Below are 25534 nucleotides of genomic sequence, written 5' to 3' on the forward strand. Positions count from 1 at the left end.
TCATAAGAGCTCTATGGCGACCATATTCAGGGCCAAATCTACAATATCGTCTTCATAAGCACTCTATGACGACCATATTCAGGGCCAACTCTGCAATATCGTCTTCATAAGAGCTCTATGACGACCATATTCAGTGCAAAGCAGCTTATTCGAAGTCCTGCGGGAGGAGTGGGACAGGTGAGACCCCATAGGCGCAGCGCGCCGAGGAGGCTCACCGCCCACCCCGCGTTCGCTGAGCAGCCTGGAGCGGAAATCAACCTCTCTACAATACTTGTTTAAAAAGCAACAAACTTTACGAAAACAGCCTATTAAAAAGAATATAAAAAACCGACCCTTCATAAAGGCCGGTTAAAAGGGGGGGTAAATAAAAAGGGATCTTTCTTCGGTACATGATTATTGTAGCCCCAATTTATTAACAAAATGTTAACAAGCTATATCCAAACTATTAAAGCTTTAAAATACACCATATAACGTTATAAAAGTTGGGTGTAAGCAATGAAGAAATTCTTTTAGCATGGGAGCCAATACTTGGACGCCTGATCAACTAATAAAGCTAAGCGGTTGGGGAGTACTGCTACCTATTGTATGAAAGTAGTATTATTTTTGACTTCGCAAAAGGATTATTCATATTACCGCGTTAAAGCTTTTAAGTAATAGTGCTTTAGTATCTTAATTTTTCTATTAGAAACTGTTAAACTAAAAATGGTCGAACTTTTACAGTTGACCCCCTATAATCTTGAGAGCTTAGAGAAAATCTAGGCTCTTTTTTTGCTATGTTAAGGCTGTTTTGGAAAGTTTGTTGCTTTTTGAAGGCAAACGTATTAATATATCTGCCCATAATTCGATCAATCTTTCGCTAATATAATATATTTGTCAGTCAGGAAAATTTTCAATAGAAGAGGTAGTTAATACCTATATGTATGTTATTTCACATTTGAAGGTAAAAAAAGATAAAGCATGAAGGGGAATTAATATAGAGGTTAGCTAATTTTCTCTTTTCTTTTTAAAAAACCTAGCTGTGCGTCTTTAACATTGCTCTCGAGTTCTTTGGCATGATTGAATGCTTGATGGATGCATTCGTACAGCGGTGAAGCATATAGTTCCTGGTTCCAGGAAAAACTGCCTTCGGAATTGGATGGATAGACTGTAACCTTCCAGCAGTAGAATTCTTTTTCTTCTTCCTTCAGCTGACCTTCAAGCGCGATAAGCCAATGGGTATGGCCAGCTGAAAGGGGTGGGTCAGATGATTCGGCTGGAATAAGCGACTTTTGGTAAAAATCAATATAGTTTGGCTGATACATATAAAATCCCTCCTAACGATTTTTTAATCAATTGTTTAGGGGTGTTTAGCTTCCGTAAATCAACGAAAGTATATAGCTAAGTATGAGACCTGTTACAACTAATATCTTATTTTTATTATATGGCATCAAAGTAAAATATTGCACTTAAATTGTTAAAATTTTTAGAAAACTTAGAACCGATATTTTTATTCCCTGTGATGGCTATCACAACATAAACTTTTATTGCCTTTTATACTGTATGTATCAAACTTAGGAGGGGTTATTAGAATGGAAGGCTGTATGAGCGCAATGATGGGAAACGGTCCTGTTATTCTTAGTAAAGGTTTAAAACAGTTAAAAGAGGAGCATCCTCCACTGCTGAATATGCTTGAGGAATTGCTTCAGCTTTCCTTAAAAATTGAAGAAGTTCCTGACAAGGGTCTTTTTAAAGAGTTGATTGTAAAAGTACAAACTTTTACAGAAGAACTTGACCCTCATTCAGCCAGGGAAGAAGGAGTGCTCTTTCGTATGATGGAGCAGTACCTCGGGAAAGGAACTGGGCCTATAGCTGTTATGGAGTATGAGCATGACCAGGCTAAAGGTTATATAAAAGCTTACATGGAAGCTGCGGAAAAATGTGAAAACCTGACTGAACAAGAAATGGCCTATAATGCAGGACTGATTAAGAATGCATACTATACCCTGACACAGCACTTTGCCAAGGAAGAAAGTGTCCTGTTCCCTATGGCCGAAAATCTTCTATCAGAAGAGGAAAAAGAAGAGTTATACAAAAGAATAAAAGAAATATAAAAAGGAGGGACACGTTCCCTCCTTTACTATTTTATGAGTTCCAATCAGAAACGATTTTGTCTGAAGGAAGCAATAAAGTCAATATTCCCAAAACAGGCAGAAAGCCGGTGAATATGATCATATAAGTGAGCCCAAAAGTGTCTGCAATATATCCTAGAACAATGGAGCCGATTGCACCCATTCCAAATGCCAGGCCAACTGTCAGGCCTGCCATGGTGCCAATTTTACCGGGGATCAATTCCTGTGCATAGACTACCGTGACAGAAAAGCTGGACATTAAAACGAACCCGCCGAGTATCAGTAAAATAAATGCAGCTGCAGATGGAACAAAAGGAATCAGGATTGAGAGAGGTACAGTGAGAATCATGGATAAAAAGATCACTGTCTTCTTGCCGAATCGATCTGCAAGTGGACCCCCGAAAAAGGTTCCCAGCGCTCCTGAAACTAAAAATGCGAATAAAAAGAGCTGTGATTGCCCAATGGAAAACGAATATTTTTCAATCGCATAAAAGGCATAGAAATTTGTCATCCCTGAAATATACCAGGAGCGGGCAAATATCAAAAAGAGAATGAGTACCAATGCTCCCCATACAGCTTTAGAGACCTTCTTGTTTGAATTGGCAGCTGATGGGTTTTTCTTGCTCAATGTTGATCGTTCAAGCTTAAGGCGCCCTGTATACCAGAATGCAATATAAATTAGTAATCCTACCGCAATGGCTGCAACGATGGTAAACCAGGCGGCTCCCATTTGACCAAGAGGTACAAGGATGAGCGCAGTTATAACAGGTGCAAGAGCCTGTCCGGTATTTCCGCCAACCTGATAGATGGATTGTGCAAGGCCTCTGCGCGGGCCGGCTGCCATATAAGCTACTCTTGAACCTTCAGGATGAAAGACTGCTGAACCCAACCCGATGAACAAGACGGAAATAACAACCCATTCATACTTAGGTGCAAATGCCAACCCTAAAACGCCAAACAAAGTAAAGGTTAATCCGATTGGCAAAGCGAAGGGTACAGGTTTTTTATCAGTAGCTATTCCTATAACTGGCTGCATAATGGAGGATACCATATTTAAAGAAAAGGCAATCATCCCAAGTTGAGAAAATGTTAGTCCCATTGATTTTTCCAATATGGGAAACATGGCTGGAATAACGGATTGGATTGAGTCATTTAAAAGGTGGCAAAGCCCGATGATAAATAGAATTCGATATGCCGTTTCCTGCTGCGGCTGAGCAGAGGGACGTGCTGAAACAGCGGAAGTACTCATAGGACAGGACTCCTTTATATTTAGGCTGTGTAAAGCTCATTGTTGATTGGAGTGGAAATCAACAGGCAAGTTTAACAGAGCCTATTTTTTAAATAATTGTACAAAATTTCGTGAAACTAAATATAGTGTACCTCATTCTTTAATCTTTAAAAATAGCTATTTTGATTTTATCTTTTGTAATGGCTGTTTTCACAAAGTTTGTTGCTTACAAACTAGTTTTAATTACTGAGTTGATTGGAGAGGAAGGCACTTGATCCTCGAAAATGCATTCGCATTTTCTTGTTTATTCGAAGCAGCTGATTCAGTGTCCTGCAAGAAGAGAGGGAGCGGGAGACCAAGCGGGCGTGAAAAGCCGAGGAGCTCTGTTCCTCCCCGCGGCAGCTTGAGTGACTGGAGCGGAAATCAACGGGCAAGCTTTATAGTCCAAAAACAACCATCTATACGAAAAGAGCCTTTGCAATATATAATTAGGATTATTTAGAATATTTATAGTTTGAAAAGAAAGCAGGGGGTTAGATGGAAAAAGCTGTAGAGGATTTAATGACTGGGGATATTCTTAGCAAGATTCTTCTTACCTATTCATTAGATAAAAAGGATTACAAAAAACTTGGTGATTTCGAAAACTATGTATACGAGGTTTATAGAAATGAAGAACCTTATATTTTGAGGATTACCCACTCTTCTCACCGCAAGCATGAGGAGCTGTTAGCAGAAGCAGACTGGGTAAATTACTTAAATCAGCAGGGCGTAAATGTTCCGAAGTTTTTTCCATCAGATAATAAAAAAATTGTAGAGTCGGTATCTGCAGAGGATGGTTCCTTCTTTTATGCCAGTGTTTTTACTAAAGCACCAGGAAAGCCAATCAGAGTCACATCACCCGAATTTAATGAGAAACTTTTTGAAGCCTGGGGAAGGGCTATAGGAAAAATGCATAAAGCAACAAAAACCTATCATCCGCCATATAGATCAGCCCGCCGTACGCAATGGAATGAAGAGGACCTTCTTGATGTTGAGAAATATGTCCCTGAAACAGATAAATTGGTTATAAATAATACTAAAGAGCTTCTTAAGCAGCTGCTGGTACTTCCGAAAAACAAGGACAACTTTGGCCTTATTCATACAGATGTCCATTCAGGAAACTTTTTTTATGATGGAACTGATATACATATTTTTGATTTTGATGACTGCTGTTATCATTGGTTCACTTCTGATATTGCCATCCCTTTGTATTACACCCTTTTATATCGTTTCAAAGAAGAAAATGTGGAGGAAAGGAAAGCTTTTGGCAAGTTGTTTCTAGATTCTTTTTTAAAGGGTTATCAGGAGAAAAACCCTCTTCCAGAGAATTGGGAAGTCCAGCTGCCTTTATTTTTGAGATTAAGAGATGTGACACTTTATTCAGTTCTTTATAAAAAAATAGCACCAGAGGACAGAGACGAAAATCTCTTGCTGATGCTTAAGGACATAAAGAATAGGATTGATAGAAAAGTATCGATCTATTAAGCCGGATAGAAAGAAGGTGCCAATCACAATTGTGAAGGCACCTTTTTTAAACTTTTTTTCATTACCCATTATTTGAGTACAGGGGCAAGAAGATATCGACATGTGTTCCCTTGTTTTCCTTGCTTGTTATATAGATATCCCCTCCGAAAGACTGGAGAATTCGCCTGCATACAACAAGCCCTAGTCCGGTTCCCGTATCTTTCGAGGTATAAAACGGATTAAATATTTTTTCAATCTCATTCTCCGGAATTCCGGAACCAGTGTCGATAATCTTCAGTTGGCACTTTGTTGGAAGCCTGTTCAGTTTAATGACCAGTTCTCCGCCGTTTTCCATTGATTCAAAAGCGTTTTTTGTAATATTCAGTATAACCTGTTTCATTTGATCTTTCGTACAATTTACCATCAGAGGGTCATCCGGCAAAGAAGTTTGGAAATAAACATTGTGTAAGTTTGCTTCAGAGATGATCAATGGTTCTAAATCTTTTATGATATTCCGAAGGTCAAGTGTTTCCGTTTTTTGGGCTGTCGGTTTTCCAAGGATTAAAAACTCACTGACAATTTCATTGATTCTGCTGATTTCATCGTTAATTACTGAAAAATAATATTGGTCCTGCGTGCTCGTGTACTTCTCACTTAAGAGCTGGATAAGCCCTTTTATCCCGGTTAATGGATTTCTGATTTCATGGGCTGTGCTGGCTGCCAATGTGCCTACCAGCTCAAGCTTTTGCAGCTCATTTTCTTTTTTTTCATTTTGAGCCTGCTTTTTCAGCTTTAAATATTTTATAAAGAGAAACAGGATATGGCTGATTATTAACATAACCAGTATAAATTGGACTGCTTCCTTAATAATTTCCCAGCTATCTCTAGCTGGCAATTTAACCTTCACACTCCATGGAAGCCTCTCTATCGGAATGGAAATGCTGTTATGGTTCGAAAAAGAGGACTCTCCATCCATATTAATATCCATAATGGTTTTCCCATCAGAATTCAGTACGGATAATTTTGCATCAGGTGTTAGCAGCCTCATGATATTTTGAACGTAGTCTACCCTCATATGTGCGACAATAATAGATAAAAGCTCACCATCTTCATTTATTACAGGCTTTCCGATGCCAATGACTGTTTGTCCATTTATTAAAGTTTCCTGGCTATTTGAAATAACAATGTCTTTCGTTCTGGAAACCTCTTTAATATATTCTTTATCAGATAAATAAGAGTCCGTTAAAAATTGGTTTGATCCTGTTAACACTCTTCCATTGGTGTTTAAAAGGTAAAGTCCACCATATCGGGGATCCATTTGATGGGCCTGCTGCAGGAGAGGCTCCAGTTTCTCAGGTTTAGTATTTACTGTGCCTGCAGTCAGCGATAACATCTCAAGTGTAGTAACTGTCTCGGAAATAAACTGGTCCCAGCTCCTCTGATGAATGGAGCCAATCCATCTTGCTTCTTCAAGCCTATCTTCATCATTTTGCTTCACAGCGTCCATAAAGAAAAAAAAGCTGCCAATTAATGTGGGGATAATAACAACAATTACATATATAAATAAATTTCCGTATCGACTCTTCATTTTTTTAACTCCAAAGTTTTAAGGTTGATTTGTCTGCATCTATCCTGCAATATCAATATTATACCATTTTGTGCCGATAGAGGTTTATTTCTGACTTCATAATGATATTTTAATATGTAAGGAGGGGTTTGATGAAAGCTGAAATTATGCTGTCTATTTTAGCTACAAGTGATATACATGGCCATATCTACCCTTATTTGTATGGTACGGGAGAGAATGCAGAGCATGGATTGGGCAAGCTTGCAGCACTTATAAAGAAAGAAAGGGAACAGTGCGAGATCTCAATCCTTATAGATAATGGAGATTTAATCCAGGGCACACCATTAACTTATTATTATTCCCGTTACTTAAGCAGCCAAAAAAACCCCATGATTCAAATATTAAATAAGCTGGAATATGATGCAGCTGTCATTGGTAACCATGAATTTAATTATGGCAAGAGCATACTCGCGAGAGCAGTAAGTGAATCCAATTTCCCCTGGCTGGCAGCCAATATTCTATACAGCTCCACAAAGGAAACCTATTTTGGCCTGCCTTATAAAATAAAAACATTTGAAAGTGGCTTAAAAGCAGCAGTTATTGGGGTAACAACCCAATATATACCAAATTGGGAGAAGAAGCAGCATATTGAAAATATAACATTTGAATCAGCTGTGTCCAGTTTGAAAAGATGGATCCCATATGTTCAAGAAGAAGAAAAGCCGGACCTGATTATTGTATCTTATCATGGAGGGTTTGAAAGGGATCTAAGCACTGGTGTGAAGACGGAAGAGCAAACAGGAGAAAATGAAGCGTACCGGATTTGTACAGAAGTGCCGGGGATTGATGTGCTGATCACTGGGCATCAGCACCGTTTTCTTGAAGGGGAAAAAATTAACGGAGTCGCAGTTGTCCAGCCTGGGTTTAATGGCCAGGCTCTTGCGAAGGTTACTGTTAAGTTCAAAAAGAAACACAATGACTGGCTTATTGAAGAGAAACGATCAACCCTAATTTCAGCAAATGAAGCTGTGCCAGATGAGGAGATCCTTCAACTAGCCGGCTACTATGAATCCAAAACGCAAAAATGGCTGGAAACAGTAATCGGAAAAATTAATGGGGATATGCTTATTAATGATATATTCCAGGCCCGGTTAAAGGAGCATACGCTTATAGAGTTTATTAATAAGGTCCAAATGGAAGCGGCAGGAGCAGATATTTCCTGTACTGCTTTGTTTCATGAGGGTGCACCAGGGCTTAGCCATCAAGTAACGATGAGGGAGATTGTCACCAACTATATTTATCCCAACTCTTTGAGTGTACTCAGAGTTTCTGGTAAGGATATTAAAGATGCTTTGGAGCGTTCAGCTTCCTATTTTGAGTTGGATGAAGACGGTCAAATTATCGTAAATCCCGACTTTTCATTTCCTAAGCCACAGCATTATAATTATGATATGTGGGAAGGGATTCAATATGTGATTGATGTCTCGCGTGCGGCAGGTGACCGGATCAGAGAACTTCAGTATAAAGGCCGACCTGTTGAAGAAGATACGAAGTATGATGTAGTTATGAATAATTACCGGGCTGCCGGAGGAGGCGGCTATACCATGTTCAAGGACAAACCAGTAGTTAAAGAATTACAAACGGATATGGCAGAGCTGCTTGCCAACTATTTTTTAGAAAAGAAAGAAATAACACCGACATTAAATCATAACTGGAAAGTGCTGGCGGGGGAGTAGGCATAGCTTTAGTAAATTGACAGCTTTCTTCCTGTTACCTATAATTATTTAGAACTATAATAATGAAAATACTACTAATAAAATGGCAAAGGGATTGGATATAATGGGTTCTGAACAGATTGACCAATCGTTGAAGTTATTTATTGTCCTCTCTAGAGCTTACAGGGCAATAAATGAAAATGTAAATAAACTTATACACACCTATGGGTTAAATCCGACAGAATTTGCTGTTTTAGAGCTTCTTTACCATAAAGGAGACCAGCCGTTGCAGCAAATTGGGGGGAAAATCCTCTTGGCAAGCGGCAGCATCACTTATGTTGTGGACAAGCTTGAACAAAAAGGTTATTTAAAACGGGTAGCCTGTCCAAATGACAGAAGGGTGACTTTTGCCCAAATAACGGACGAAGGAAAAAAATTTATTGAAGGCATTTTTCCTGATCACGAAAAACATATTCATACATTGATGTCCGAGCTCAATGAAAAGGAAAAAGACACTGCCATCGAATTATTAAAGAAACTAGGGTTATCGATTTCCAATGAGAAAAAAACAGATGATGGCCAATAAGAAAAACAGCCAAAAACTTGGCTGTTTTTTATTTTGCATGTTAATTATCATTGTTGATTTTTAACACTATGTTGATTGGCATTTTCGAGGAATCTCGCTCTTATCGAGTAGAGTCTCGACCTTCTGGAGCGGAAATCAAAAGGCAAGTTTAACATAGCCTTATTTTAATATCTGCGGAATATTTTATTTCAGGAGGAATTAACCAAATATTGTCGAATTAGTTTAGAGGTTTTTAAATGTCTTTACATACATATAAGGGGGGCAAAAAAATGAGGTTCGAAGAATATACATATGATCGGCCGAATTTAGAGAAAGTAAAGGGAGAATTTGAAGCAGCGCTTGAAAAGTTTGAGGGTGCGGCGACTGTAGAAGAACAAAACTATGCGATGAACGAAATTAATGATATCCGCAATGATATCGGTACGATGTTTAATCTTTGCTATATCCGTCATTCTGTCGATACAAATGATGAATTTTATAAAGCTGAGCAGGATTATATGGATGAAATTCAGCCTGAAGTGGAAGGGTTTGTTACGAAATATTACCAGGCATTGATTAATTCCAAGTTCCGGACTGAGCTTGAAGAGAAATGGGGGAATCAGCTATTTGCGCTTGCTGAGGCACAACTGAAGGTGTTTTCTTCAGAAATTGTACCTCTATTGCAAAAGGAAAATAAACTTTCATCCGAATATACAAAATTAATTGCTTCAGCAAAAATTGATTTTGAGGGTGAAGAACGCACACTTGCCCAATTAGAGCCTTTTACTGAGTCTACTGATCGGGAAATGCGCAAAAAAGCCAGTGAAGCACGATTTGGTTTTTTAGCAGAAAACGAGAGTGAGCTTGACCGTATTTATGATGAGCTTGTTAAAGTTAGAACAGAGATCGCCCACAAACTAGGGTATAAGAATTTTGTTGAGCTGGCTTACTTCCGTATGTATCGTACAGATTATAATGCTGAGATGGTTGCCAAATTCCGCAAGCAGGTGGAAGATTTTATCGTTCCGATTGCCACTAATCTAAAAGAGCGCCAGAGACAACGTATTGGTGTTGAAAAGCTGAAATACTATGATGAAGGTTTTGAATTCAAAACAGGCAATGCTGTACCTAAAGGAGATCCTGACTGGATCATTGAAAATGGCCAAAAAATGTATGATGAGCTCTCCAAAGAGACAAGCGAATTTTTCTCATATATGAGAGAAAATAACCTTATGGACCTGGTTGCCAAGAAAGGCAAGGCAGGGGGCGGCTATTGCACTTATATTGAAAACTATAAATCTCCATTCATATTCTCTAACTTTAATGGGACTTCAGGAGATATTGATGTTCTTACTCATGAAGCAGGACATGCTTTCCAAGTTTATTCAAGCAGTCATTTTGAGATACCTGAATATAATTGGCCGACTTATGAAGCTGCCGAGATCCATTCCATGAGCATGGAGTTTTTCACTTGGCCATGGATGGAAGGCTTCTTTAAAGGAGATACGGAGAAGTATAAGTTTTCACATTTGAGCGGCGGTCTATTATTCTTGCCATATGGAGTTTCAGTAGATGAATTCCAGCATTGGGTTTATGAAAATCCGGAAGCAACACCACAGGAAAGAAAACAGGCATGGCGAGAGATCGAAAAGAAATACTTGCCGCACAAAGATTATGACGGAAATGAATACTTGGAAAATGGCGGTTTCTGGCAGCGTCAGGGCCATATCTATAATTCACCGTTTTATTATATCGATTATACACTTGCACAAATTTGTGCATTCCAATTCTGGAAGCGTTCCAGAGAGAATCAGGAAGAGGCGTGGAAGGATTATTTAAAACTATGCCAGCTTGGCGGAAGCAAGCCATTCACAGGGCTTGTAAAAGAAGCTAACCTGATTTCCCCATTTGAAGAGGGCTGTGTCGAGTCCGTTATTGGCGAAATAGAAAATTGGCTGAATACAGTGGATGATAAAAGTCTATAAAATGTAAAAAAGAGGCGGGAAATGAATCCCGCCTCTTATTTTACTGATTCATAAGCTGTAATCGTAATTTTCTCGTTTTCAATAACAGCTTCAAGCTTGCTGTTTCCGCCATGGTCAATAATGAAATCGGCAATTTTGTCTTCAAGCTCATCTTGGATCACCCTTCTTAAAGGGCGTGCACCAAAAGCAGGGTGGTATCCATCTTCGGCTAATTTCTCCTTAGCTTCTGGTGTTACTGTCAGCTCAATTTTCTGTTCTTTTAATGTTTCCTGAAGCTCATTTAGCATTAAGTCCACAATTTTCAAAAGATGTTCTTTTTCTAATGCTTTGAATTCGATAATACTATCAAAACGATTCAGGAATTCAGGTTTAAAGAAACTTCCAAGTGAGTCGAGAATGCCTGATTCTTTTACAGCATCAGTAGTCCCAAAGCCTACGTGGATTTCTTTATGCCCAACACCGGCGTTGCTCGTCATGATAATAACTGTATCCTTAAAACTAACAGTGCGGCCCTGGCTATCTGTCAGGCGTCCATCTTCAAGGATTTGCAGGAACATGTGCTGTACATCAGGGTGAGCTTTTTCAATCTCATCAAGCAAGATAATGCTGTATGGATTTCTGCGGACCTTTTCTGTTAGCTGTCCAGCTTCCTCGTGTCCTACATATCCCGGAGGTGACCCAATAATTTTGGAAACACTGTGTTTTTCCATATATTCACTCATATCCAATCTGATCATGCTATCCTTGGAGCCGAATAGCTCCTCAGCAAGGGTTTTAGTTAGTTCGGTTTTACCGACACCTGTAGGCCCTACGAAAAGGAATGAACCAATTGGACGATGCTTTGATTTTAGTCCTGCACGGCTTCGGCGAATGGCTTTGGACACCTTTTGCACTGCTTCTTGCTGTCCAATTACCTTTTCTGCCAGATTTGCTTCAAGGTTTTGCATTTTTTCCTGCTCATCTTCTATAAGCTTGCCGACAGGGATGCCGGTTTTCTTTTCAATAATCTCCTGAATGTGGCTAACTTCAATAACCGGCCGTTCAGTCTTCATTTCTCCGTTTAAGGCCTTTTGAAGCTTTAATTCTTCTTCACGAAGTTTTGCCGCCTCTTCATATTTTTCTTCTTTCAAAACATGTTCTTTCTGCCTGCTGATGTCTTCAAGACGCTTTTCAATGTCTTCACCTGCCGTATAGCCTGATTCAAGATTTCTTTTTGAACCTGCTTCGTCCATTAAATCGATCGCTTTGTCAGGAAGGAATCGATCCTGAATATAGCGGCTTGATAATTGCACACAAGCCTTAATCGCTTCATCCGTAAAAGAAACCTCATGGTAATCTTCATATTTTTTCTTAAGTCCCATTAGGATTTCAATCGCTTCATTAGCAGTTGGCTCCAGTACATGGACCGGCTGGAATCTGCGTTCTAGTGCAGGGTCCTTTTCAATTTGACGGTATTCTTTTAAAGTAGTTGCACCGACAACTTGAAGCTCGCCTCTTGCAAGAGCAGGTTTTAAAATATTGCCTGCATCCATTGAACCTTCCGCTGAGCCTGCTCCGACAAGCAAATGGATTTCATCGATAAATAGAATGATGTTCTTATGTGCCTGCAGTTCAGAGATCAATTGCTTCATGCGTTCTTCAAATTGGCCCCGGATTCCTGTGTTCGCAACAAGAGATGCAACATCAAGCAAATAGACTTCCTTATTTAGAAGCTTTTTTGGGACGCCACCTTCAGAAATTTTCGTTGCCAGCCCTTCAGCGATCGCAGTTTTACCAACACCGGGCTCCCCAATTAATACAGGATTATTCTTGCTTCTTCTATTTAATATTTCAATAACACGATTAACTTCTTCTTCTCTTCCTATAACTGGATCTAGTAAGCCTGCCTTGGCAAGCTGAGTCAGATTTCTGCCAAATTGGTCTATGAACCCGCCGTTTCCGCGAGATTTGTTAGGAGCTTCTTTTAAAGGACTGTGTGAGAAATTTTCATTTCCTTGAGAGGAAGCCATCTTTTTCAAGAAATCCTCTAAAGGTATTTGGCCAAAACCTGAAAAGCCATTTATAGCCGGCCCAAAGGAAGTAAGGCTTTTTTGCTTTTCGTTTTGGAAACAGCTATGGCAAAGGTTTAAATTGCGTTCATTTCCATTTACATTAAGTCTCAATTGTACATTAGCTTCATGTGTTTGACATTTTTGACAAAGCATATTTAGCATACCTCCATAAATTTATTGGTGTTTGACTTTGACTATCTTTGACCTTGTAACTTTATTATATTTTGACCTTTTTTGACTTTCAAGTATTTTTTACTGGTATTTTTTAGAAAGTTTTTTCCTTACTAGACAGGGTTTTCAGCATTTATTGGAAAAAGCTCGTCTTTGTTTGTCCCGCCCTTCATATATTGGAAGTGAAGGAGGAGATTGAGTGAGAACAAACTGGGGGGCGGCTTTTCAGATTGCTGCCGTTTACGTGGGAACCGTGGTGGGAGCGGGCTTTGCAACTGGAAGAGAGATTGTGGAGTTTTTTTCCCGATTTGGTTTTATCGGCTTAGTAGGCATCTTAATGAGCGGCTATATTTTTATTTTTCTGGGATCAAAATTAATGCGAATCTCCGCCCGTATAAAGGCTGCGTCATATCAGGAATTAAATGAATACCTTTTTGGCAAGTTTTTTGGATCTGCCATTAATATATTGATGTTATTTATGCTTTTGGGCGTTTGTGCCGTGATGCTTTCTGGAGCTGGAGCAGTTTTTGAAGAGCAGATTGGAATCAGCAAAATAGCAGGCCTTTTCATTACAATAGGGTTAACGATCATTACAATGATAGTGGGCATACGCGGATTATTTGCGGTGAACACCTTTGTGGTTCCGATGATGATCGCCTTTAGTTTTATTTTGATGTTTATCAGTATGAAGCTTCCGAATTTTACGGAACAAGTCATGTTTATCCCTTTTGCTGAAGATGGATGGAAAGCGGTTGTCGCGCCTTTTTCTTATACGGCGTTAAATCTGACACTTGCCCAGGCTGTTTTAGTCCCTGTCGCGTCAGAAATAAATGATGACCGAACCATTAAATGGGGTGGATATCTTGGGGGAGCAGCCTTAACCCTAATCCTTATTTCAAGCCATTTAACTCTTGTCATGCTCCCGAACATCGAAGCTTATGACATCCCGATGGCCGCTATTGTAAAAACATTGGCATCCTCTATTTATTGGATATTTGTTTTTGTGATTTATGGTGAAATTTTCACATCCGTAATTGGTAATGTTTTCGGGATCGAAAGACAAATCAAAAAGTATATTTCTCTGCCGAGTATTGTAATTGTCAGCGCCATTTTTGTTATTTGCTACTTTATAAGTCTGATTAATTATGGAACATTGCTATCTTACTTATATCCTATATTTGGCTATGTCAGTTTAACCTTCATTGTTCTTTTATGGATGAAGCCATTTAATGGGAATGAAAAATGTTGATTTCTGCTCCAAACAACATGGCGCTTAAATCAACCGTGAGCTTTAACAAAGTTAAATTTAAAAGAGATCCGGCTTTGTCCGGATCTCTACATCTGTCTCTTATTTTATCGGTTCTTCTTTCATAATTGTCTTTGCCATTTGAAGGAAAGCCTCTTCATGGTCAGCTTCTTCTTTTGTAAAAAGGGTCAGCTTAAGGGCAAGCTCATCCTTTTTAATAAGATACGCTTTAACTTTCTCGCCATTTTGTTCTGCCTTCATGACTGTTGCGCCTTTAAAAAATTCATCGGCGGGCGCTTTTTCACTTTGCACGTCTTCGCTTACAGCACCTAATTGTGCTTTTGTATTTTCTTCAATCATGCTCCAGTCGGCATCGTCAGGAAGAAGCTCTATGCGCATGTACACTTGGTCATTTTCCGTAAAGTATAGGACATCTTTATATGGCTCCTCTGCTGTCAGTTCATAACCAGGAAGAACATACATAGAGTAGTTCTGATTGTCACTATGCTTAAGGAAGGCTGTATCTTCCTTTTTTTCACCATTGACTGTATAGCTCATATTCTGCTCGAGAATTCTAATAACGCTATCGCCTTCTGCAGATGTGTCCTCTTCGGTTGCATCCTCTTCTTCAGTTTGGTCCTGTCCACTTGTTTCTTTAACCTCATTTTGTACAGGTTCAGCTCCATCCTTGGCATTTTGCTCAGTACCACAGCCAGCCAGAATGGCCAGAATAAATACTGACAATAACATAAATTTAACCATTAATCTCATTTTGTGTTCCTCCCATTGTTCACTTGAAGCACTTCTACATAATTAGACGGAAAGGGAAATAAAGGGTTACATAAATATTCCTATTAATTAGTACATTACCATTTATGCTAAGTATCGACAAGACTCAACAGGAGCTGTTTCATTTAAAAAACAACCCGCAAACTAGGTTGTCCCTATAGTCAATATATTTATTTAAACGGCAAAATTACAAACATAAATAAGTCGAAAATAAGATGGGACACAATCACAAGCGGAATGCTTCTCTTCCAGGCATATAGCCATCCCCAAAATAGACCTGCAATAAGCGCGGCGAAAGCGAGCATCCAGTATCCTGAATAAAAATGGACGGAAGCATAGAGTACGGTCGAAAAAACAATGGAGAGTGCAATATTTGTATGCTTCATTAATCTTTTTTGTACAAACCCTCTCCAAAAGATTTCCTCACCGGGAATAATGATCAATATCAATACAATATAATGCCAAAGAAGTGAAGGTGAAAAATGTCCATAAAGCGTGTTAACTTGATTTAAAAAGGGCAAATTAAGCAAGTCAATTAAGCTGTATCCCAGCCAAAAAAACACATACAAAAAGCCGCCTGAAAAAGCTCCATATGTAATAATAGTTCCAAATGAAGCCTTATCCTCAAGTTCTTCCATTATAATGGAATAGCTAATAAGGAATAAAAGCGAGGCAGAAAATATATACCAAAAAATAGATTTATCCTGAAATGTAAAATACATAAGCAGATGCGCTATAAATAATCCGCCCATAAAACGAATATCTGAGGCAATATTTTTCAATGTTATAACCCCTTTCAAGCAAAAAATAGCCAAACCCTATTTTAACAAAAATAGATAATAAAAAGTAAGGAAAAGATTTCTTGAGACCTGTAAATATAAAATATCCTCTTAATGCTTATCCTATAGTTATGAGAAAGGGGGGAATCACTTAATGACAAAATCTAAAAGAGAGAAGGAACGTGCCTGGACTGTGAGGAAACAAGATCAGCATCCTCACGGAAAAGTGAAATCATTGAAAGAACTTTCAGGAGAAAAGGAATAGTCATAAAAGGCCACCCGCTTGGGGGGCCTTTTGTCCTCATGATTTCCCGTTTCTCAATAGTAGAACAGCAGAGTGGCTTTCAATGCCTCTGAATCCTCTCCTAAGAGGGGGTATGTTAAAATTTGGCTGTTTTCGAAAAGTTTGTTGCTAACAAACTAGTTTTACCTACGACGAGGTGCTTATTCGAGGAAGCTTATTCAATATCCTGCGGAAAGAGAGGGAGCGGGAGACCCCGCAGNNGACTGGAGCGGAAATCAATGGCCAAGCTTTATAGTCCAAAAACAACAATCTATACCAAAAGAGCCTAAAAGTTAAACCAATTGAAGCAAAGCAGGTAGCCAAGGCTATGGCTTTTATTGCAAAAAAAGAGGTAAAGGGGATACAAACCCTTGAATCAGGCTCAATGCAAAAATAAAAAAAGCAGCAAGCCAGCTGCTTTTTTTTGAATATGCTTCTCGAGGAATGCGCTTTCATTTTTTGTTTTTATACGGCAGATTCCTTTACAACTCTATAGTTTTTATGATTTATAACCGTTCTTTGATCTAAATCGAGATCACGGTAGTTGTCCATATAAGTTAAGTCTACTATCACGGAATTTTCATTTACTTTCTCCACAATCCCCTGTAATCCATCTCGAAATTCGATAATATTGCCAACCTCTGCTTTCTTCAAAGACCATCTCTCCTTTTTTTGTCCACTTCTTTAGCTGATTAATATCAGTTTGCACTATATTGTAAAAAGCGTAAAGAATTTTGAATTTATTTGGTGTATTGTTTTCTGAAAAAACAAATTCAGTTGTCAGGTTGGTAATATTATACCAGATTCATAATTTTTGTACATTAAAATTATTAAATATTCAGAAAAAAACAGGTCATTAATGAATTCATTTTGCTCCCTTTAAAAATCAAATCAAATTATATATCATATAAAAATAGAAAGAGACAGAAGGAGTTAATGTCATGAAAGAAGAACATGTACAGGAAGTTTTAGACCAATTAAAAGAAGGAGTCATTTTGGAATTTCATGTTTCCAAAGAGGATTTTCTTCCATTTCGGAGTGTGCTCGTAAAGCGGGAGGATTTCAAGCATTTCCGCGGAATAGCCCAAAGAGGCGGTCATGTAGTGTACCAATATTTAGAATCTCCGCGCAGTTAAACCTTAATGTTTGGAAATGTTTTAAAACGGGTAATGAATATATTTTTCCAGATGTTTGAAGGTTCTGCAAACGGGACCATTAATTACCTAATGATATAGGGTTTGTTAGCTGGTAGCCTGATAGTATAGAATTCTATCAGGAGGAATACATATGAAGAAACAATTAAAAAAAGCGGCCGCTGCATTGCTTGTGGGCACAAGTCTATTTGCATTCCAGGGAGAGGCTTTTGCAAGTGTACATAACGTAACTAAGGGGGATACTCTATGGAAAATAAGCAGCCATTATGGTGTGCCAATTTCTAAGGTAATGACTCTTAACAAACTGAACTCCCATATGATTTATCCAGGCCAGTCTATTAAGCTTCCGGCGACAATTACACAGGCTGAAAAAAATCTGATGGCACAGCTTGTTCATGCTGAAGCAAAAGGAGAGCCGTATGCAGGCAAGGTTGCTGTTGCGACAGTTGTGTTAAACAGAGTGGATTCACCTGATTTTCCTGACACTGTTAAAGAAGTAATCTACCAGGTTTCAAATGGCTATTATGCTTTTACACCGGTAGCTAACGGGGAGATCAACCGCCCAGCTGACAGTCAAGCAATGAAAGCGGTGAATGAGGCGCTTGCTTTCAGAGGGAAGGGAAAAGGATCCTTATTCTTTTACAATCCGCAAACCAGCACAAGCAAATGGATTTTTTCCCGAGAAGTAACGACCGTTATTGGAAAACATCAATTTGCTAAATAAAAACTGTACTGAAAAGGCACTTGAGCATCTCAAGTGCCTTTTATTTATTCCTTTATTGATAATGGAATAGAGGGTTGTTATTTTGGGGTATAAATGCAATATAAATGAACATGAAGGAGAAGTGGCATAATGAGCAATTTTAAAGGGAAGACCGTCATTGTGACCGGGGCTGCAAATGGGATCGGCCAAGGGATTGCCGAAGCGTTTGCCAAAAAAGAGGCGAATGTCGTCATTGCAGATATCAATGAGGAGAAAGGGAGAAAGCTTGAAGAAAGTATGAAGCAGCAAGGAATTTCTAGCCTTTTCATTAAAGCTGATGTAAAAGATGAAACTGAAATATCCAGATTGATGGCTAAGTCGCGTGAAGCTTTTGGTTCGATTGATATCCTAATAAACAATGCAGGAATTTCGAAGTTTTATTCTTTTTTTGATATGACAGTAGAGATGTGGGATGAAGTAATCAATACAAATCTTAGAAGTGTCTTTCTGTGCAGCAGGGAAGCAGCAAAAAAAATGAATGCAGGCTCAAGTATTATCAACATTTCTTCCACAAGAGCAGAGATGTCAGAAAGCAATACGGAAGCCTATTCTGCTTCAAAGGGCGGGGTATCGGCCATTACGCATGCTTTGGCAAGAACACTTGCAGAAAAAGGAATCCGGGTAAATTGCATTAGTCCCGGATGGATTGAAACAGAAGATTATGAAGAGCTTAGGGAGATTGATCATAAACAGCATCTTGCCAATAGAGTAGGGAAGCCTGAAGACATAGCCAGAACCTGTTTGTTTTTAGCTGATCCAGAAAGTGATTTTATAACAGGAGAAAATATCACAGTTGATGGTGGAATGACGAAAAAAATGATTTATGAACATTGAACAGGCTACTTGCGCAGCAAGACAATATTTAGCAGAAAAACTGCACCAATAAAAAGAATGCATAAAAGAATTTGAAAAAACATCTGCTCTCCTCCTGCCTTTTTAACAAGAGTAAACAATCTTCTTTAAGAGGTTATAATTCTGTTGTAAAGATAATGTTAAAAAACATTAAAATGATGAAAATAGTAACAAGCACCCTGTTCTAAATGGTTCCTTTTACTCATATCCTTTAAATGCTTTCATGCATTTAGAGGAGGGAGGGGATCGTATGGGAGTTACCATGATTAAGATTTCATCTGTGTATTTTGCGGTTGGTGTCCTGCTGGGGTATTATATGTCGAGTACTCATTCCTATTTATTAGCGCCTGTCCATGTCCATATTAATTTACTTGGCTGGACATCTCTGACTCTAGCAGGTATCCTCTATTATTTGTTTCCAGTTTTAGCTGAAAACAATGCAGGAAAATGGCATTTTTGGCTCCACAATATCGGGCTTCCAATTATGATGCTTTCACTTGCAATGGTTCTTGTATCAGGAAATAATGCCTTTCTGCCGGGAACTGCAATCGGCGCTACCATTACGGCTGTTGGAATCTTCTTATTTGTTTGGAACATCCTGAAAAATTTAAAAGCTGTATAGAAGATAAAAATACGCCATGGCGAATAAACAGGGCGTATTTTTGATTTGGATGATATTTAGTCTGGTGGCATTTTACTGTTTCGTTTTTAAATCGTGGTATAATTTTTTTGAGTATTCTTTCAATGTCTGGATAATCTCTCGGCGGGTTTGTTCATCCTCAAGACCGCTAAAACCATAAATAGCTTCGGAGCCGGCAGCCTTTTTCCAGACTGGCTCACCAAGCATTCTGATTGTGTTTGCATTTAAGTTAAAACTAATTTCTATGAGGTATTGGTTTTCACCAATGGATAGGTCCATAGGAGATTTAAACTTGGTTCCGTTCGGGCTGATATCCATAATGGCTGCAGGAAAACTTGGGGTTTCTTGTTTCTTCCCATTGATATGAACAATTTTCACTTTACCTTCCAGCGGAGTCCGAAATTGGAATCGGAAGGCTTCTTCCCTTTTATATCTCATTAGCAATCACCTGTTTCAAATAATGAAATTATTGTAATAAGAGAAATTATTTAGTAAAATCATACCACTTAAGAGAAATAATGCAATTAAAAAATTACTTTTGAAACAACTAATAAGGATAGATTACAGGGGGAAATGATGGAATATTTGGACAAACTAAAAAAAGAGATAAATAAAGTAATAGCAGGGAAGGAACAACAGGCAGAGCTGCTGGCTATTTCTTTGCTGTTTAATGGGCATATTTTATTGGAAAGTGTTCCTGGAACAGGTAAGACGATGCTTGCCAAATCTTTTGCCCAGTCCATTAATGGGAAGTTTTCGCGCATCCAGTTTACACCGGATGTTCTGCCAAGTGATGTGACTGGCATCCAATTCTTCAATCCCAAAAAGCAGGAATTTGAATTCCACCAGGGGCCGATTGTCGCTAATATTGTTTTGGCAGATGAAATTAATCGTGCAACTCCCAGAACTCAGTCGAGTCTTTTGGAAGTGATGGAGGAACGACAGGTAACCATTGATGGCCATACTATTTCCCTGAGTACTCCATTTATGGTCATCGCAACCCAAAATCCGTTTGAATCTCAGCAGGGAACTTTTCCTCTTCCAGTTGCACAGCTTGATCGATTTTTTATGAAGCTGGCAATTGATTATCCAAGTCTCGCAGAGGAAAGAACTATGCTGAAAATGTATAAAACAGGGACAGCATCCGTTAAGGTCAACGCAGTTCTAACGGCAGATGAAATAGACAAACTGAAAGAAACTGCCGGCAAAGTCGGCATGAATGAGCCCGTTGAGTCCTATCTGCTTGAACTAGTCCGGAAAACGCGTGAGCATGCCGATATTGAGTTGGGTGTAAGCCCGAGGGGAACGCTGGCTTTGATGAAAGCCTCTCAGGGGAAGGCGTTTTTGGAAGGCAGAAATTATGTAGTGCCAAATGATATTAAATTTATGGTACCGTATGTGCTTGGTCACAGGATTTTTCTTTCAACCGAAGCATCCATGACAAAAACTCCAGAGTCCGTCCTCCAGGATGTGTTAGAGTCAGTACCGGTTCCTGTAGAGTCAGGTGCTTTCTAGTATGGAGTGGAAAAAGTTTAGTGTAGAAGACAACTCATTGTCTCTTACAGGCATATTGGGAATCTTTTTATTACTGGCTAGCTTTTATTTTAAATCCTGGCAGGTTTTCCTGGCTGCCGTTATATTTCTTCTGCTAATTTCTGCTAATTCATTTTATATGAAGAATCTGGGGAAAAATCTTGTAATGCAGAACCCTAAAAAAAGACTTAAATTTTTTCCTAATGAAGAGGGCAATTGGACCTTGAAGTTTGAAAACAAAGGGCTGCCCATCTTAAGAGGCGAACTTAAGGTCTTTTTTGATGATAGTGTTGCACCGCTAAATTATGAATTGGCAGAAAGGCTGGGAAGATACGAATTAAATATACCTTTCACCTTAAATTATAATGAACAAAAAATAGTAACCATACCCTTTGCTGCGAGAAAAAGGGGAGTTGCGAAAATTAGAAGACTGGAACTGTATGTTCCCCATTTTTTAGGGTTTGGAGAGACAATTCTTGAATACAGAGCACAGATAAAGCAAGAAGCTCTAGTATACCCGGTACGGCTTCCTGTTAAAAATAAACTGTCCTTCTTTAAGGATCGCCAGGGTATTTCCCAGGCAGCCTACTCACTCTTTGAGGATCGTCTTTCACCTGCAGGAATCAGGCAGTATGTATCCACTGACAGCTTTAATAGGATCCATTGGAAGGCCAGTGCAAGAAAACAAAACTTGCAAACAAAAATTTTTGATAGAGTGGCAGAAACAGGCTGGAATATCTCTTTGAATGTTTCGGAGGGGCATTCAATCTCCGGCCATCTTGAAGAATTGATCAGCGGGGCAGCAGATATGGCTTATTACTGGGTGAAACAAGAAATTCCTTTTTCTCTATGTATAAATATTCGTGTTGCCGGCAGCACTCCTTTTTATTTTATTCCTGCTGGTTCAGGTAAAGAGCATCTTCAAAAGGTACTTGAAACATTGGCACTTGTTGATAACCATTCATCTTTGTACCCATATGAAAAAATGCTTTCATTTTATGGAAGGAAACTAGCCGTTCAGCCTTACTTTATTCATGCTGGTCAAAGCAAACCCAGTACTATAAAGGTGTTCAATTTGATTAACCGAAAAGGGGCATTATTATATGAATTGTATCTTTCTGACAAAGATGCCGTGATCCAGCCCCTCCAATTGAAGATAACAGAAGTGGCCGGACGATGAAAAAACTGTTTGAAGTGACTTATCTTCTCGGGATAGAAATCCTTTTTGGAGCGCTGCTGCTATTTCCTTTTTATATGGCTAAAGAGACAGAAGTGCCTTTATTAAATTATTTTATTCTTGTTTTCCCTGCAGCATTATTGTTTGCTTCCCTTCTTTACAGGTTTAAGGAAAAGGCAAGGATTCTTTTTATTGTAACTGTCATGCCATATATATTTATAACGGGAAGACTTCTCTCTTTTTCTGTCCCATTTATGGTTTTGTTAAGTTTTTTTGTTTTTTGGAGAACGCTTGTTAACTTTAATGAACACGACAAAAAGCCAGAAGGTGGATGGGCTCTCCTAACCATTTTTACGGGCACTTTCCTGCTTGTTTTTTCTGCAATCTTATCCGGAATTTATACTGAAGAGATTGTTGGATTGATGCTTCTTAAGCTGTTTTTCCTTGTTGCAGGCGGTTTTATAAAGCGTCTTCTTGATTCAGATGCAGAAAATGAGGAAAAGAAAAAACTCTTACTGTATTTCATTTCCTTTTCAGGCCTAATTGGAGCTGCCGGATTATTGATTGCTTCCGGCATGAGCATTTTTAAAGCAATATTTTTTGGCATTTTAAAAATAATTGCGTCAGCCGCTGCGTTCATCGCTTCTCCATTGTTTATTTGGGCAGAGAAGAAAGACTGGACAGAAGAAATGAAACTATTTCCTGAAAATGAAAACGAGCAAAAAAGTGAGCTCCCTGAAGAAGTGGTTGAACTTGGGGAAAATGAGCACTTTTTTGATCCAGCTATATTATTAACGGCTTTGTTTTGTGCTGTGTTAGTATGTTTGTTTATTTATATTTACAAAAAGAATAAGCTTGTTAGACCCGAACGGAAGGGGATGGATGCCAGTTCCTATAGGATTAGCAATACAGCTTTAAATAGAGGGTCTTCGCCTTTCAGAAGATTTAAAAACAGTTCACCTGAAAATCGTATTCGGAAGGAAATTTATCAAATGGAAAAACTTGCGGCGAAGCTTCAGCTTGGCCGGTATGAGTTTGAAAGCTTATCTGAATGGATGGGGAGAATTGGGTTAAAGGAATATGACAAGATTGTAGCTGTTTATGAGCAGGTCCGTTACAGCCCTTCTGAAGGCTTTGAGAATTTCATTGAATATAAGCAGGAAGTCGACAAAAAGAAAAAAGAACTCATAGAAATAAAGAAAAAAAATGTTCAAGAGAAGCGTGCTAAACAAAAAAACAGCTTCACAGAGAAAATACATAAAAAATAGTATCCAGTAAAGCCTTTTCTCATGATGGGAATAGGTTTTGTTTTTTTGATAGGCATCATGATACATAGCTATTGTGATTAAGTGGATATTATATTGGGTAAAGGGGAGTGGAAAAGGAGATGTCTATGACTGGAAATTTGTTATTTGCAATAAAGAAACTGCGCTATGGTGACATCCTTACCCTTCCTAACCTTGAGGTCTACGCTGGAAGGGTAACTTGTATTATGGGTGAGAGCGGTGCCGGTAAGTCCACATTGCTAAAAATGATGAATAAAATGCTGTCGCCTGATAAAGGTGAGATTTATTACAAAGGTACATCATTAGAAGATATAGATTCCATCCAGCTTAGAAGAAAGGTAATAATGCTATCGCAAACTCCATTAATTTTTCCCGGCACGATTAAAGAAAATCTGCATATTGGTTTTAAGTTGACTGAAAAGGATTCGGTGGGGGATGAGATCCTTGAGCAGGCTATACATAAAATGCATCTGGAAAAGGAACTTAATGAAGATTCCGGTAATCTTTCAGGCGGGGAGAAACAGCGATTGGCATTAGCAAGGGTTCTCCTGCTGGAAGCTGAAACTTACCTGCTGGATGAGCCGACTTCAGCATTGGATGAAGAAACAGAATTAAAGGTTTTGGGGAACTTTATTACAGAAGTTAAGAAAAAACAGGCTTCTATTATTATGATTACCCACTCAAAGAAAGCAATCGATCATTTTGGGGAGGACATGATCGATCTGGCTCAGCTGCAGGAATGAAAAATTTTAAATAGGAGGGGCAGCTATGGAAAACAGCGGGATCATAGATATAGAACTTTGGAGGCTAATTTCAGCTTATATCTTCGTCCTTTTTCTCATTTTTATTTTTAAGATGAGAGGAATAGCACGTGAAAAAGTACTCATAATTGCTGCCTTCCGTATGACGCTCCAGCTTGTGATTGCGGGTTATGTTCTAACCTATCTTTTTGATTTTTCCAACCCGGCATTAACCATGGCTGTAATCATTATTATGGAAGGTTTTGCGATTTGTACCATCTATAAGCAGGCAGGTACGCCCCTTCCAGGCAGCCTGAAAAAAACAATAGCTATTTCCATGGTTACTGGCACAAAGTTTTGCCTTCTCTTTTTTAACTTTGTAGTTATCAACTTTGAACCATGGTATGACCCGCGATACTTTATACCAATTGCCGGTATGATTATTGGCAATTCAATGACCGGTATCACACTAAGTGTAAAGGAACTTTTGCAGTCCTTTAAAAACCAGCGGGATATGATTGAAGGTGCATTAATGCTTGGTGCTAATCCAAAAGCAGCGGTAAAGCCATATGTTAATCATGCCTTTGATTCAGCTGTTTTGCCGACTATCAATAATATGCTTGGGATGGGCATTATTTTTTTGCCTGGAATGATGACAGGGCAAATCCTTTCAGGAGTGAGTCCATTATTGGCAATTGAATATCAAATCGTTATCTTACTTGGCATTTTAGGAAGTGTAGGGCTATCCGTGATTATCTTTATTCTTTTTGCTTATAAAACCTTCTTTAATCAAGATGCGCAATTTTTACCTGAAGGAAAGTAATAGTAAAAGGAAGAACACTCTCTCTTACAGCATTTCATTCTATTCCCCCGCATATATTTGAAGCATCAATTAAAAAGGGGCGGGATGAAAAATGAATCTGGAAAAAGAAAGAGCGAACAGAGTGAAATGCCTATCGGATGATATATTGGAACAGTTGATGGAAGATAATATTGCTTATAACCCGGAAGACTTAAAAAATGTGATCGAAATGCTGGCACGCTCGGTTGCCGATCTTGTTAATATTTATACCGGCCAAGAACAAGATCATTCAACAGCCCTGAAAGGAACTGTTTCAAAAATGAGAGTAAGCTACAACATTCTGCACTATAAGGAAAAAGCGAAAATTTTGCGGAAGCGGAATAAGTATCGCCCTATTATGGTGAAAAGAAACTAAATAGGATTTAATGGATTTAGCCAACTAAGGTATACACAAAAAGAAATGAAATGATTGGAAAATGAAAGCGTTTAACTGAAAAAAGTGTGAACAAACGCGAAAAATTAGAGTTTTTTCATTGTCTAAATGTATGTGAAATGCTATTCTTTTGTCTGAGATGTAAGTTGTCTGATGACTTAAAT

At 38.7% G+C, this 25534-nt stretch carries 25 protein-coding genes; 17 read left to right on the forward strand and 8 right to left on the reverse strand.

Annotation, left to right across the window (positions count from 1 at the left end; translation table 11 throughout):
• Positions 1–980: 980 nt before the first annotated feature.
• Positions 981–1301, reverse strand: coding sequence for a hypothetical protein (locus tag J7I93_RS06315; protein WP_214724406.1), 321 nt, complete (start codon positions 1299–1301; stop codon positions 981–983).
• A 267-nt stretch (positions 1302–1568) separates the two neighbouring features.
• Between J7I93_RS06315 and J7I93_RS06320 the strand changes: the two genes are divergently transcribed.
• Positions 1569–2090 carry a hemerythrin domain-containing protein gene (locus J7I93_RS06320; RefSeq protein ID WP_214724408.1) on the forward strand — a complete coding sequence of 174 codons (522 nt, stop codon included), beginning with the start codon at positions 1569–1571 and terminating at the stop codon, positions 2088–2090.
• A 31-nt stretch (positions 2091–2121) separates the two neighbouring features.
• Here J7I93_RS06320 and J7I93_RS06325 read toward each other — a convergent pair whose 3' ends face one another.
• The gene (locus tag J7I93_RS06325) at positions 2122–3357 is read right to left on the reverse strand and encodes an MFS transporter (protein WP_214724409.1); all 1236 of its coding nucleotides are present in this window, start codon (positions 3355–3357) and stop codon (positions 2122–2124) included.
• A 516-nt stretch (positions 3358–3873) separates the two neighbouring features.
• Between J7I93_RS06325 and J7I93_RS06330 the strand changes: the two genes are divergently transcribed.
• A complete protein-coding gene (locus J7I93_RS06330; protein WP_214724411.1) occupies positions 3874–4860 on the forward strand; it encodes a phosphotransferase enzyme family protein in 987 nt (328 codons plus the stop codon).
• Between the two features lie 61 nt (positions 4861–4921).
• Here the strand turns inward: J7I93_RS06330 and J7I93_RS06335 are convergent, their stop codons facing one another.
• The gene (locus tag J7I93_RS06335) at positions 4922–6427 is read right to left on the reverse strand and encodes an ATP-binding protein (protein WP_214724413.1); all 1506 of its coding nucleotides are present in this window, start codon (positions 6425–6427) and stop codon (positions 4922–4924) included.
• 131 nt (positions 6428–6558) lie between these two features.
• Here J7I93_RS06335 and J7I93_RS06340 point away from each other — a divergent pair, with 131 nt between their 5' ends.
• The 3 genes from J7I93_RS06340 (at position 6559) to J7I93_RS06350 (ending at position 10671) form a co-directional block, all read left to right on the forward strand.
• Positions 6559–8142 carry a bifunctional metallophosphatase/5'-nucleotidase gene (locus tag J7I93_RS06340; protein ID WP_214724415.1) on the forward strand — a complete coding sequence of 528 codons (1584 nt, stop codon included), beginning with the start codon at positions 6559–6561 and terminating at the stop codon, positions 8140–8142.
• A 103-nt stretch (positions 8143–8245) separates the two neighbouring features.
• Positions 8246–8707 (forward strand): MarR family winged helix-turn-helix transcriptional regulator, encoded by a 462-nt coding sequence (locus tag J7I93_RS06345; protein ID WP_214724417.1) that lies wholly within the window; start codon positions 8246–8248, stop codon positions 8705–8707.
• A 269-nt stretch (positions 8708–8976) separates the two neighbouring features.
• Complete coding sequence (locus J7I93_RS06350) at positions 8977–10671, forward strand: M3 family oligoendopeptidase (RefSeq protein ID WP_214724419.1); 1695 nt, start codon at positions 8977–8979, stop codon at positions 10669–10671.
• A 35-nt stretch (positions 10672–10706) separates the two neighbouring features.
• Here the strand turns inward: J7I93_RS06350 and J7I93_RS06355 are convergent, their stop codons facing one another.
• On the reverse strand, positions 10707–12875 hold the full coding sequence (locus J7I93_RS06355) for an ATP-dependent Clp protease ATP-binding subunit (RefSeq protein WP_214724421.1): 2169 nt from the start codon (positions 12873–12875) through the stop codon (positions 10707–10709).
• A gap of 217 nt (positions 12876–13092) precedes the next feature.
• On the opposite strand from J7I93_RS06355, the gene J7I93_RS06360 reads away from it, so the two are divergent.
• Positions 13093–14142 carry a YkvI family membrane protein gene (locus J7I93_RS06360; RefSeq protein ID WP_214724423.1) on the forward strand — a complete coding sequence of 350 codons (1050 nt, stop codon included), beginning with the start codon at positions 13093–13095 and terminating at the stop codon, positions 14140–14142.
• Between the two features lie 99 nt (positions 14143–14241).
• Here J7I93_RS06360 and J7I93_RS06365 read toward each other — a convergent pair whose 3' ends face one another.
• Positions 14242–14910 (reverse strand): hypothetical protein, encoded by a 669-nt coding sequence (locus J7I93_RS06365; protein ID WP_214724425.1) that lies wholly within the window; start codon positions 14908–14910, stop codon positions 14242–14244.
• Positions 14911–15098: 188 nt separating this feature from the next.
• Positions 15099–15710, reverse strand: coding sequence for a CPBP family intramembrane glutamic endopeptidase (locus J7I93_RS06370; protein WP_214724427.1), 612 nt, complete (start codon positions 15708–15710; stop codon positions 15099–15101).
• 151 nt (positions 15711–15861) lie between these two features.
• Here J7I93_RS06370 and J7I93_RS25125 point away from each other — a divergent pair, with 151 nt between their 5' ends.
• Entirely contained in the window at positions 15862–15972 is a 111-nt protein-coding gene (locus tag J7I93_RS25125; protein WP_019381647.1) for a DUF6254 family protein, read from the forward strand.
• A gap of 483 nt (positions 15973–16455) precedes the next feature.
• On the opposite strand, the gene J7I93_RS06375 is transcribed toward J7I93_RS25125, so the two are convergent.
• Positions 16456–16644, reverse strand: coding sequence for a YkvS family protein (locus J7I93_RS06375; RefSeq protein WP_214724429.1), 189 nt, complete (start codon positions 16642–16644; stop codon positions 16456–16458).
• 287 nt (positions 16645–16931) lie between these two features.
• Between J7I93_RS06375 and J7I93_RS06380 the strand changes: the two genes are divergently transcribed.
• The 4 genes from J7I93_RS06380 to J7I93_RS06395 all read left to right on the forward strand — a co-directional run bounded on the left by J7I93_RS06380 (position 16932) and on the right by J7I93_RS06395 (position 19381).
• Positions 16932–17126: a hypothetical protein gene (locus tag J7I93_RS06380; RefSeq protein WP_214724431.1), complete on the forward strand. Its 195-nt coding sequence runs from the start codon at positions 16932–16934 to the stop codon at positions 17124–17126.
• Between the two features lie 151 nt (positions 17127–17277).
• Positions 17278–17868 (forward strand): cell wall hydrolase, encoded by a 591-nt coding sequence (locus tag J7I93_RS06385; RefSeq protein WP_214724433.1) that lies wholly within the window; start codon positions 17278–17280, stop codon positions 17866–17868.
• 129 nt (positions 17869–17997) lie between these two features.
• Entirely contained in the window at positions 17998–18741 is a 744-nt protein-coding gene (locus tag J7I93_RS06390; protein WP_214724435.1) for an SDR family oxidoreductase, read from the forward strand.
• A 268-nt stretch (positions 18742–19009) separates the two neighbouring features.
• Positions 19010–19381 carry a cytochrome-c oxidase gene (locus J7I93_RS06395; protein ID WP_214724437.1) on the forward strand — a complete coding sequence of 124 codons (372 nt, stop codon included), beginning with the start codon at positions 19010–19012 and terminating at the stop codon, positions 19379–19381.
• A gap of 72 nt (positions 19382–19453) precedes the next feature.
• On the opposite strand, the gene J7I93_RS06400 is transcribed toward J7I93_RS06395, so the two are convergent.
• On the reverse strand, positions 19454–19837 hold the full coding sequence (locus tag J7I93_RS06400) for a PilZ domain-containing protein (protein ID WP_214724439.1): 384 nt from the start codon (positions 19835–19837) through the stop codon (positions 19454–19456).
• Positions 19838–19975: 138 nt separating this feature from the next.
• On the opposite strand from J7I93_RS06400, the gene J7I93_RS06405 reads away from it, so the two are divergent.
• The 6 genes from J7I93_RS06405 (at position 19976) to J7I93_RS06430 (ending at position 25352) form a co-directional block, all read left to right on the forward strand.
• Complete coding sequence (locus tag J7I93_RS06405) at positions 19976–20914, forward strand: AAA family ATPase (protein WP_214724805.1); 939 nt, start codon at positions 19976–19978, stop codon at positions 20912–20914.
• A gap of 1 nt (position 20915) precedes the next feature.
• Positions 20916–22112 (forward strand): DUF58 domain-containing protein, encoded by a 1197-nt coding sequence (locus tag J7I93_RS06410; RefSeq protein WP_214724442.1) that lies wholly within the window; start codon positions 20916–20918, stop codon positions 22110–22112.
• Positions 22109–23377: a hypothetical protein gene (locus J7I93_RS06415; protein ID WP_214724444.1), complete on the forward strand. Its 1269-nt coding sequence runs from the start codon at positions 22109–22111 to the stop codon at positions 23375–23377. The genes J7I93_RS06410 and J7I93_RS06415 overlap by 4 nt, the downstream gene beginning before the upstream one ends.
• A gap of 125 nt (positions 23378–23502) precedes the next feature.
• On the forward strand, positions 23503–24138 hold the full coding sequence (locus J7I93_RS06420) for an ABC transporter ATP-binding protein (RefSeq protein WP_214724446.1): 636 nt from the start codon (positions 23503–23505) through the stop codon (positions 24136–24138).
• A 25-nt stretch (positions 24139–24163) separates the two neighbouring features.
• Positions 24164–24958 carry an ABC transporter permease gene (locus J7I93_RS06425; RefSeq protein WP_214724448.1) on the forward strand — a complete coding sequence of 265 codons (795 nt, stop codon included), beginning with the start codon at positions 24164–24166 and terminating at the stop codon, positions 24956–24958.
• A 91-nt stretch (positions 24959–25049) separates the two neighbouring features.
• Positions 25050–25352: a hypothetical protein gene (locus J7I93_RS06430; protein ID WP_214724450.1), complete on the forward strand. Its 303-nt coding sequence runs from the start codon at positions 25050–25052 to the stop codon at positions 25350–25352.
• Positions 25353–25534 lie beyond the last annotated feature (182 nt).

Source organism: Bacillus sp. ISL-47, assembly GCF_018613175.1.
In the GTDB taxonomy this organism is placed as follows: Bacteria; Bacillota; Bacilli; order Bacillales; family Cytobacillaceae; genus Cytobacillus.

Excerpts from the sequence above, each read along its gene's own strand:
- J7I93_RS06315 (WP_214724406.1), bottom strand. The coding sequence starts at position 1,301 with ATGTATCAGCCAAACTATATTGATTTTTACCAAAAGTCGCTTATTCCA.
- J7I93_RS06320 (WP_214724408.1), top strand. The coding sequence starts at position 1,569 with ATGGAAGGCTGTATGAGCGCAATGATGGGAAACGGTCCTGTTATTCTT.
- J7I93_RS06325 (WP_214724409.1), bottom strand. The coding sequence starts at position 3,357 with ATGAGTACTTCCGCTGTTTCAGCACGTCCCTCTGCTCAGCCGCAGCAG.
- J7I93_RS06330 (WP_214724411.1), top strand. The coding sequence starts at position 3,874 with ATGGAAAAAGCTGTAGAGGATTTAATGACTGGGGATATTCTTAGCAAG.
- J7I93_RS06335 (WP_214724413.1), bottom strand. The coding sequence starts at position 6,427 with ATGAAGAGTCGATACGGAAATTTATTTATATATGTAATTGTTGTTATT.
- J7I93_RS06340 (WP_214724415.1), top strand. The coding sequence starts at position 6,559 with ATGAAAGCTGAAATTATGCTGTCTATTTTAGCTACAAGTGATATACAT.
- J7I93_RS06345 (WP_214724417.1), top strand. The coding sequence starts at position 8,246 with ATGGGTTCTGAACAGATTGACCAATCGTTGAAGTTATTTATTGTCCTC.
- J7I93_RS06350 (WP_214724419.1), top strand. The coding sequence starts at position 8,977 with ATGAGGTTCGAAGAATATACATATGATCGGCCGAATTTAGAGAAAGTA.
- J7I93_RS06355 (WP_214724421.1), bottom strand. The coding sequence starts at position 12,875 with ATGCTTTGTCAAAAATGTCAAACACATGAAGCTAATGTACAATTGAGA.
- J7I93_RS06365 (WP_214724425.1), bottom strand. The coding sequence starts at position 14,910 with ATGAGATTAATGGTTAAATTTATGTTATTGTCAGTATTTATTCTGGCC.
- J7I93_RS25125 (WP_019381647.1), top strand. The coding sequence starts at position 15,862 with ATGACAAAATCTAAAAGAGAGAAGGAACGTGCCTGGACTGTGAGGAAA.
- J7I93_RS06380 (WP_214724431.1), top strand. The coding sequence starts at position 16,932 with ATGAAAGAAGAACATGTACAGGAAGTTTTAGACCAATTAAAAGAAGGA.
- J7I93_RS06385 (WP_214724433.1), top strand. The coding sequence starts at position 17,278 with ATGAAGAAACAATTAAAAAAAGCGGCCGCTGCATTGCTTGTGGGCACA.
- J7I93_RS06390 (WP_214724435.1), top strand. The coding sequence starts at position 17,998 with ATGAGCAATTTTAAAGGGAAGACCGTCATTGTGACCGGGGCTGCAAAT.
- J7I93_RS06395 (WP_214724437.1), top strand. The coding sequence starts at position 19,010 with ATGGGAGTTACCATGATTAAGATTTCATCTGTGTATTTTGCGGTTGGT.
- J7I93_RS06400 (WP_214724439.1), bottom strand. The coding sequence starts at position 19,837 with ATGAGATATAAAAGGGAAGAAGCCTTCCGATTCCAATTTCGGACTCCG.
- J7I93_RS06405 (WP_214724805.1), top strand. The coding sequence starts at position 19,976 with ATGGAATATTTGGACAAACTAAAAAAAGAGATAAATAAAGTAATAGCA.
- J7I93_RS06410 (WP_214724442.1), top strand. The coding sequence starts at position 20,916 with ATGGAGTGGAAAAAGTTTAGTGTAGAAGACAACTCATTGTCTCTTACA.
- J7I93_RS06415 (WP_214724444.1), top strand. The coding sequence starts at position 22,109 with ATGAAAAAACTGTTTGAAGTGACTTATCTTCTCGGGATAGAAATCCTT.
- J7I93_RS06420 (WP_214724446.1), top strand. The coding sequence starts at position 23,503 with ATGACTGGAAATTTGTTATTTGCAATAAAGAAACTGCGCTATGGTGAC.
- J7I93_RS06425 (WP_214724448.1), top strand. The coding sequence starts at position 24,164 with ATGGAAAACAGCGGGATCATAGATATAGAACTTTGGAGGCTAATTTCA.
- J7I93_RS06430 (WP_214724450.1), top strand. The coding sequence starts at position 25,050 with ATGAATCTGGAAAAAGAAAGAGCGAACAGAGTGAAATGCCTATCGGAT.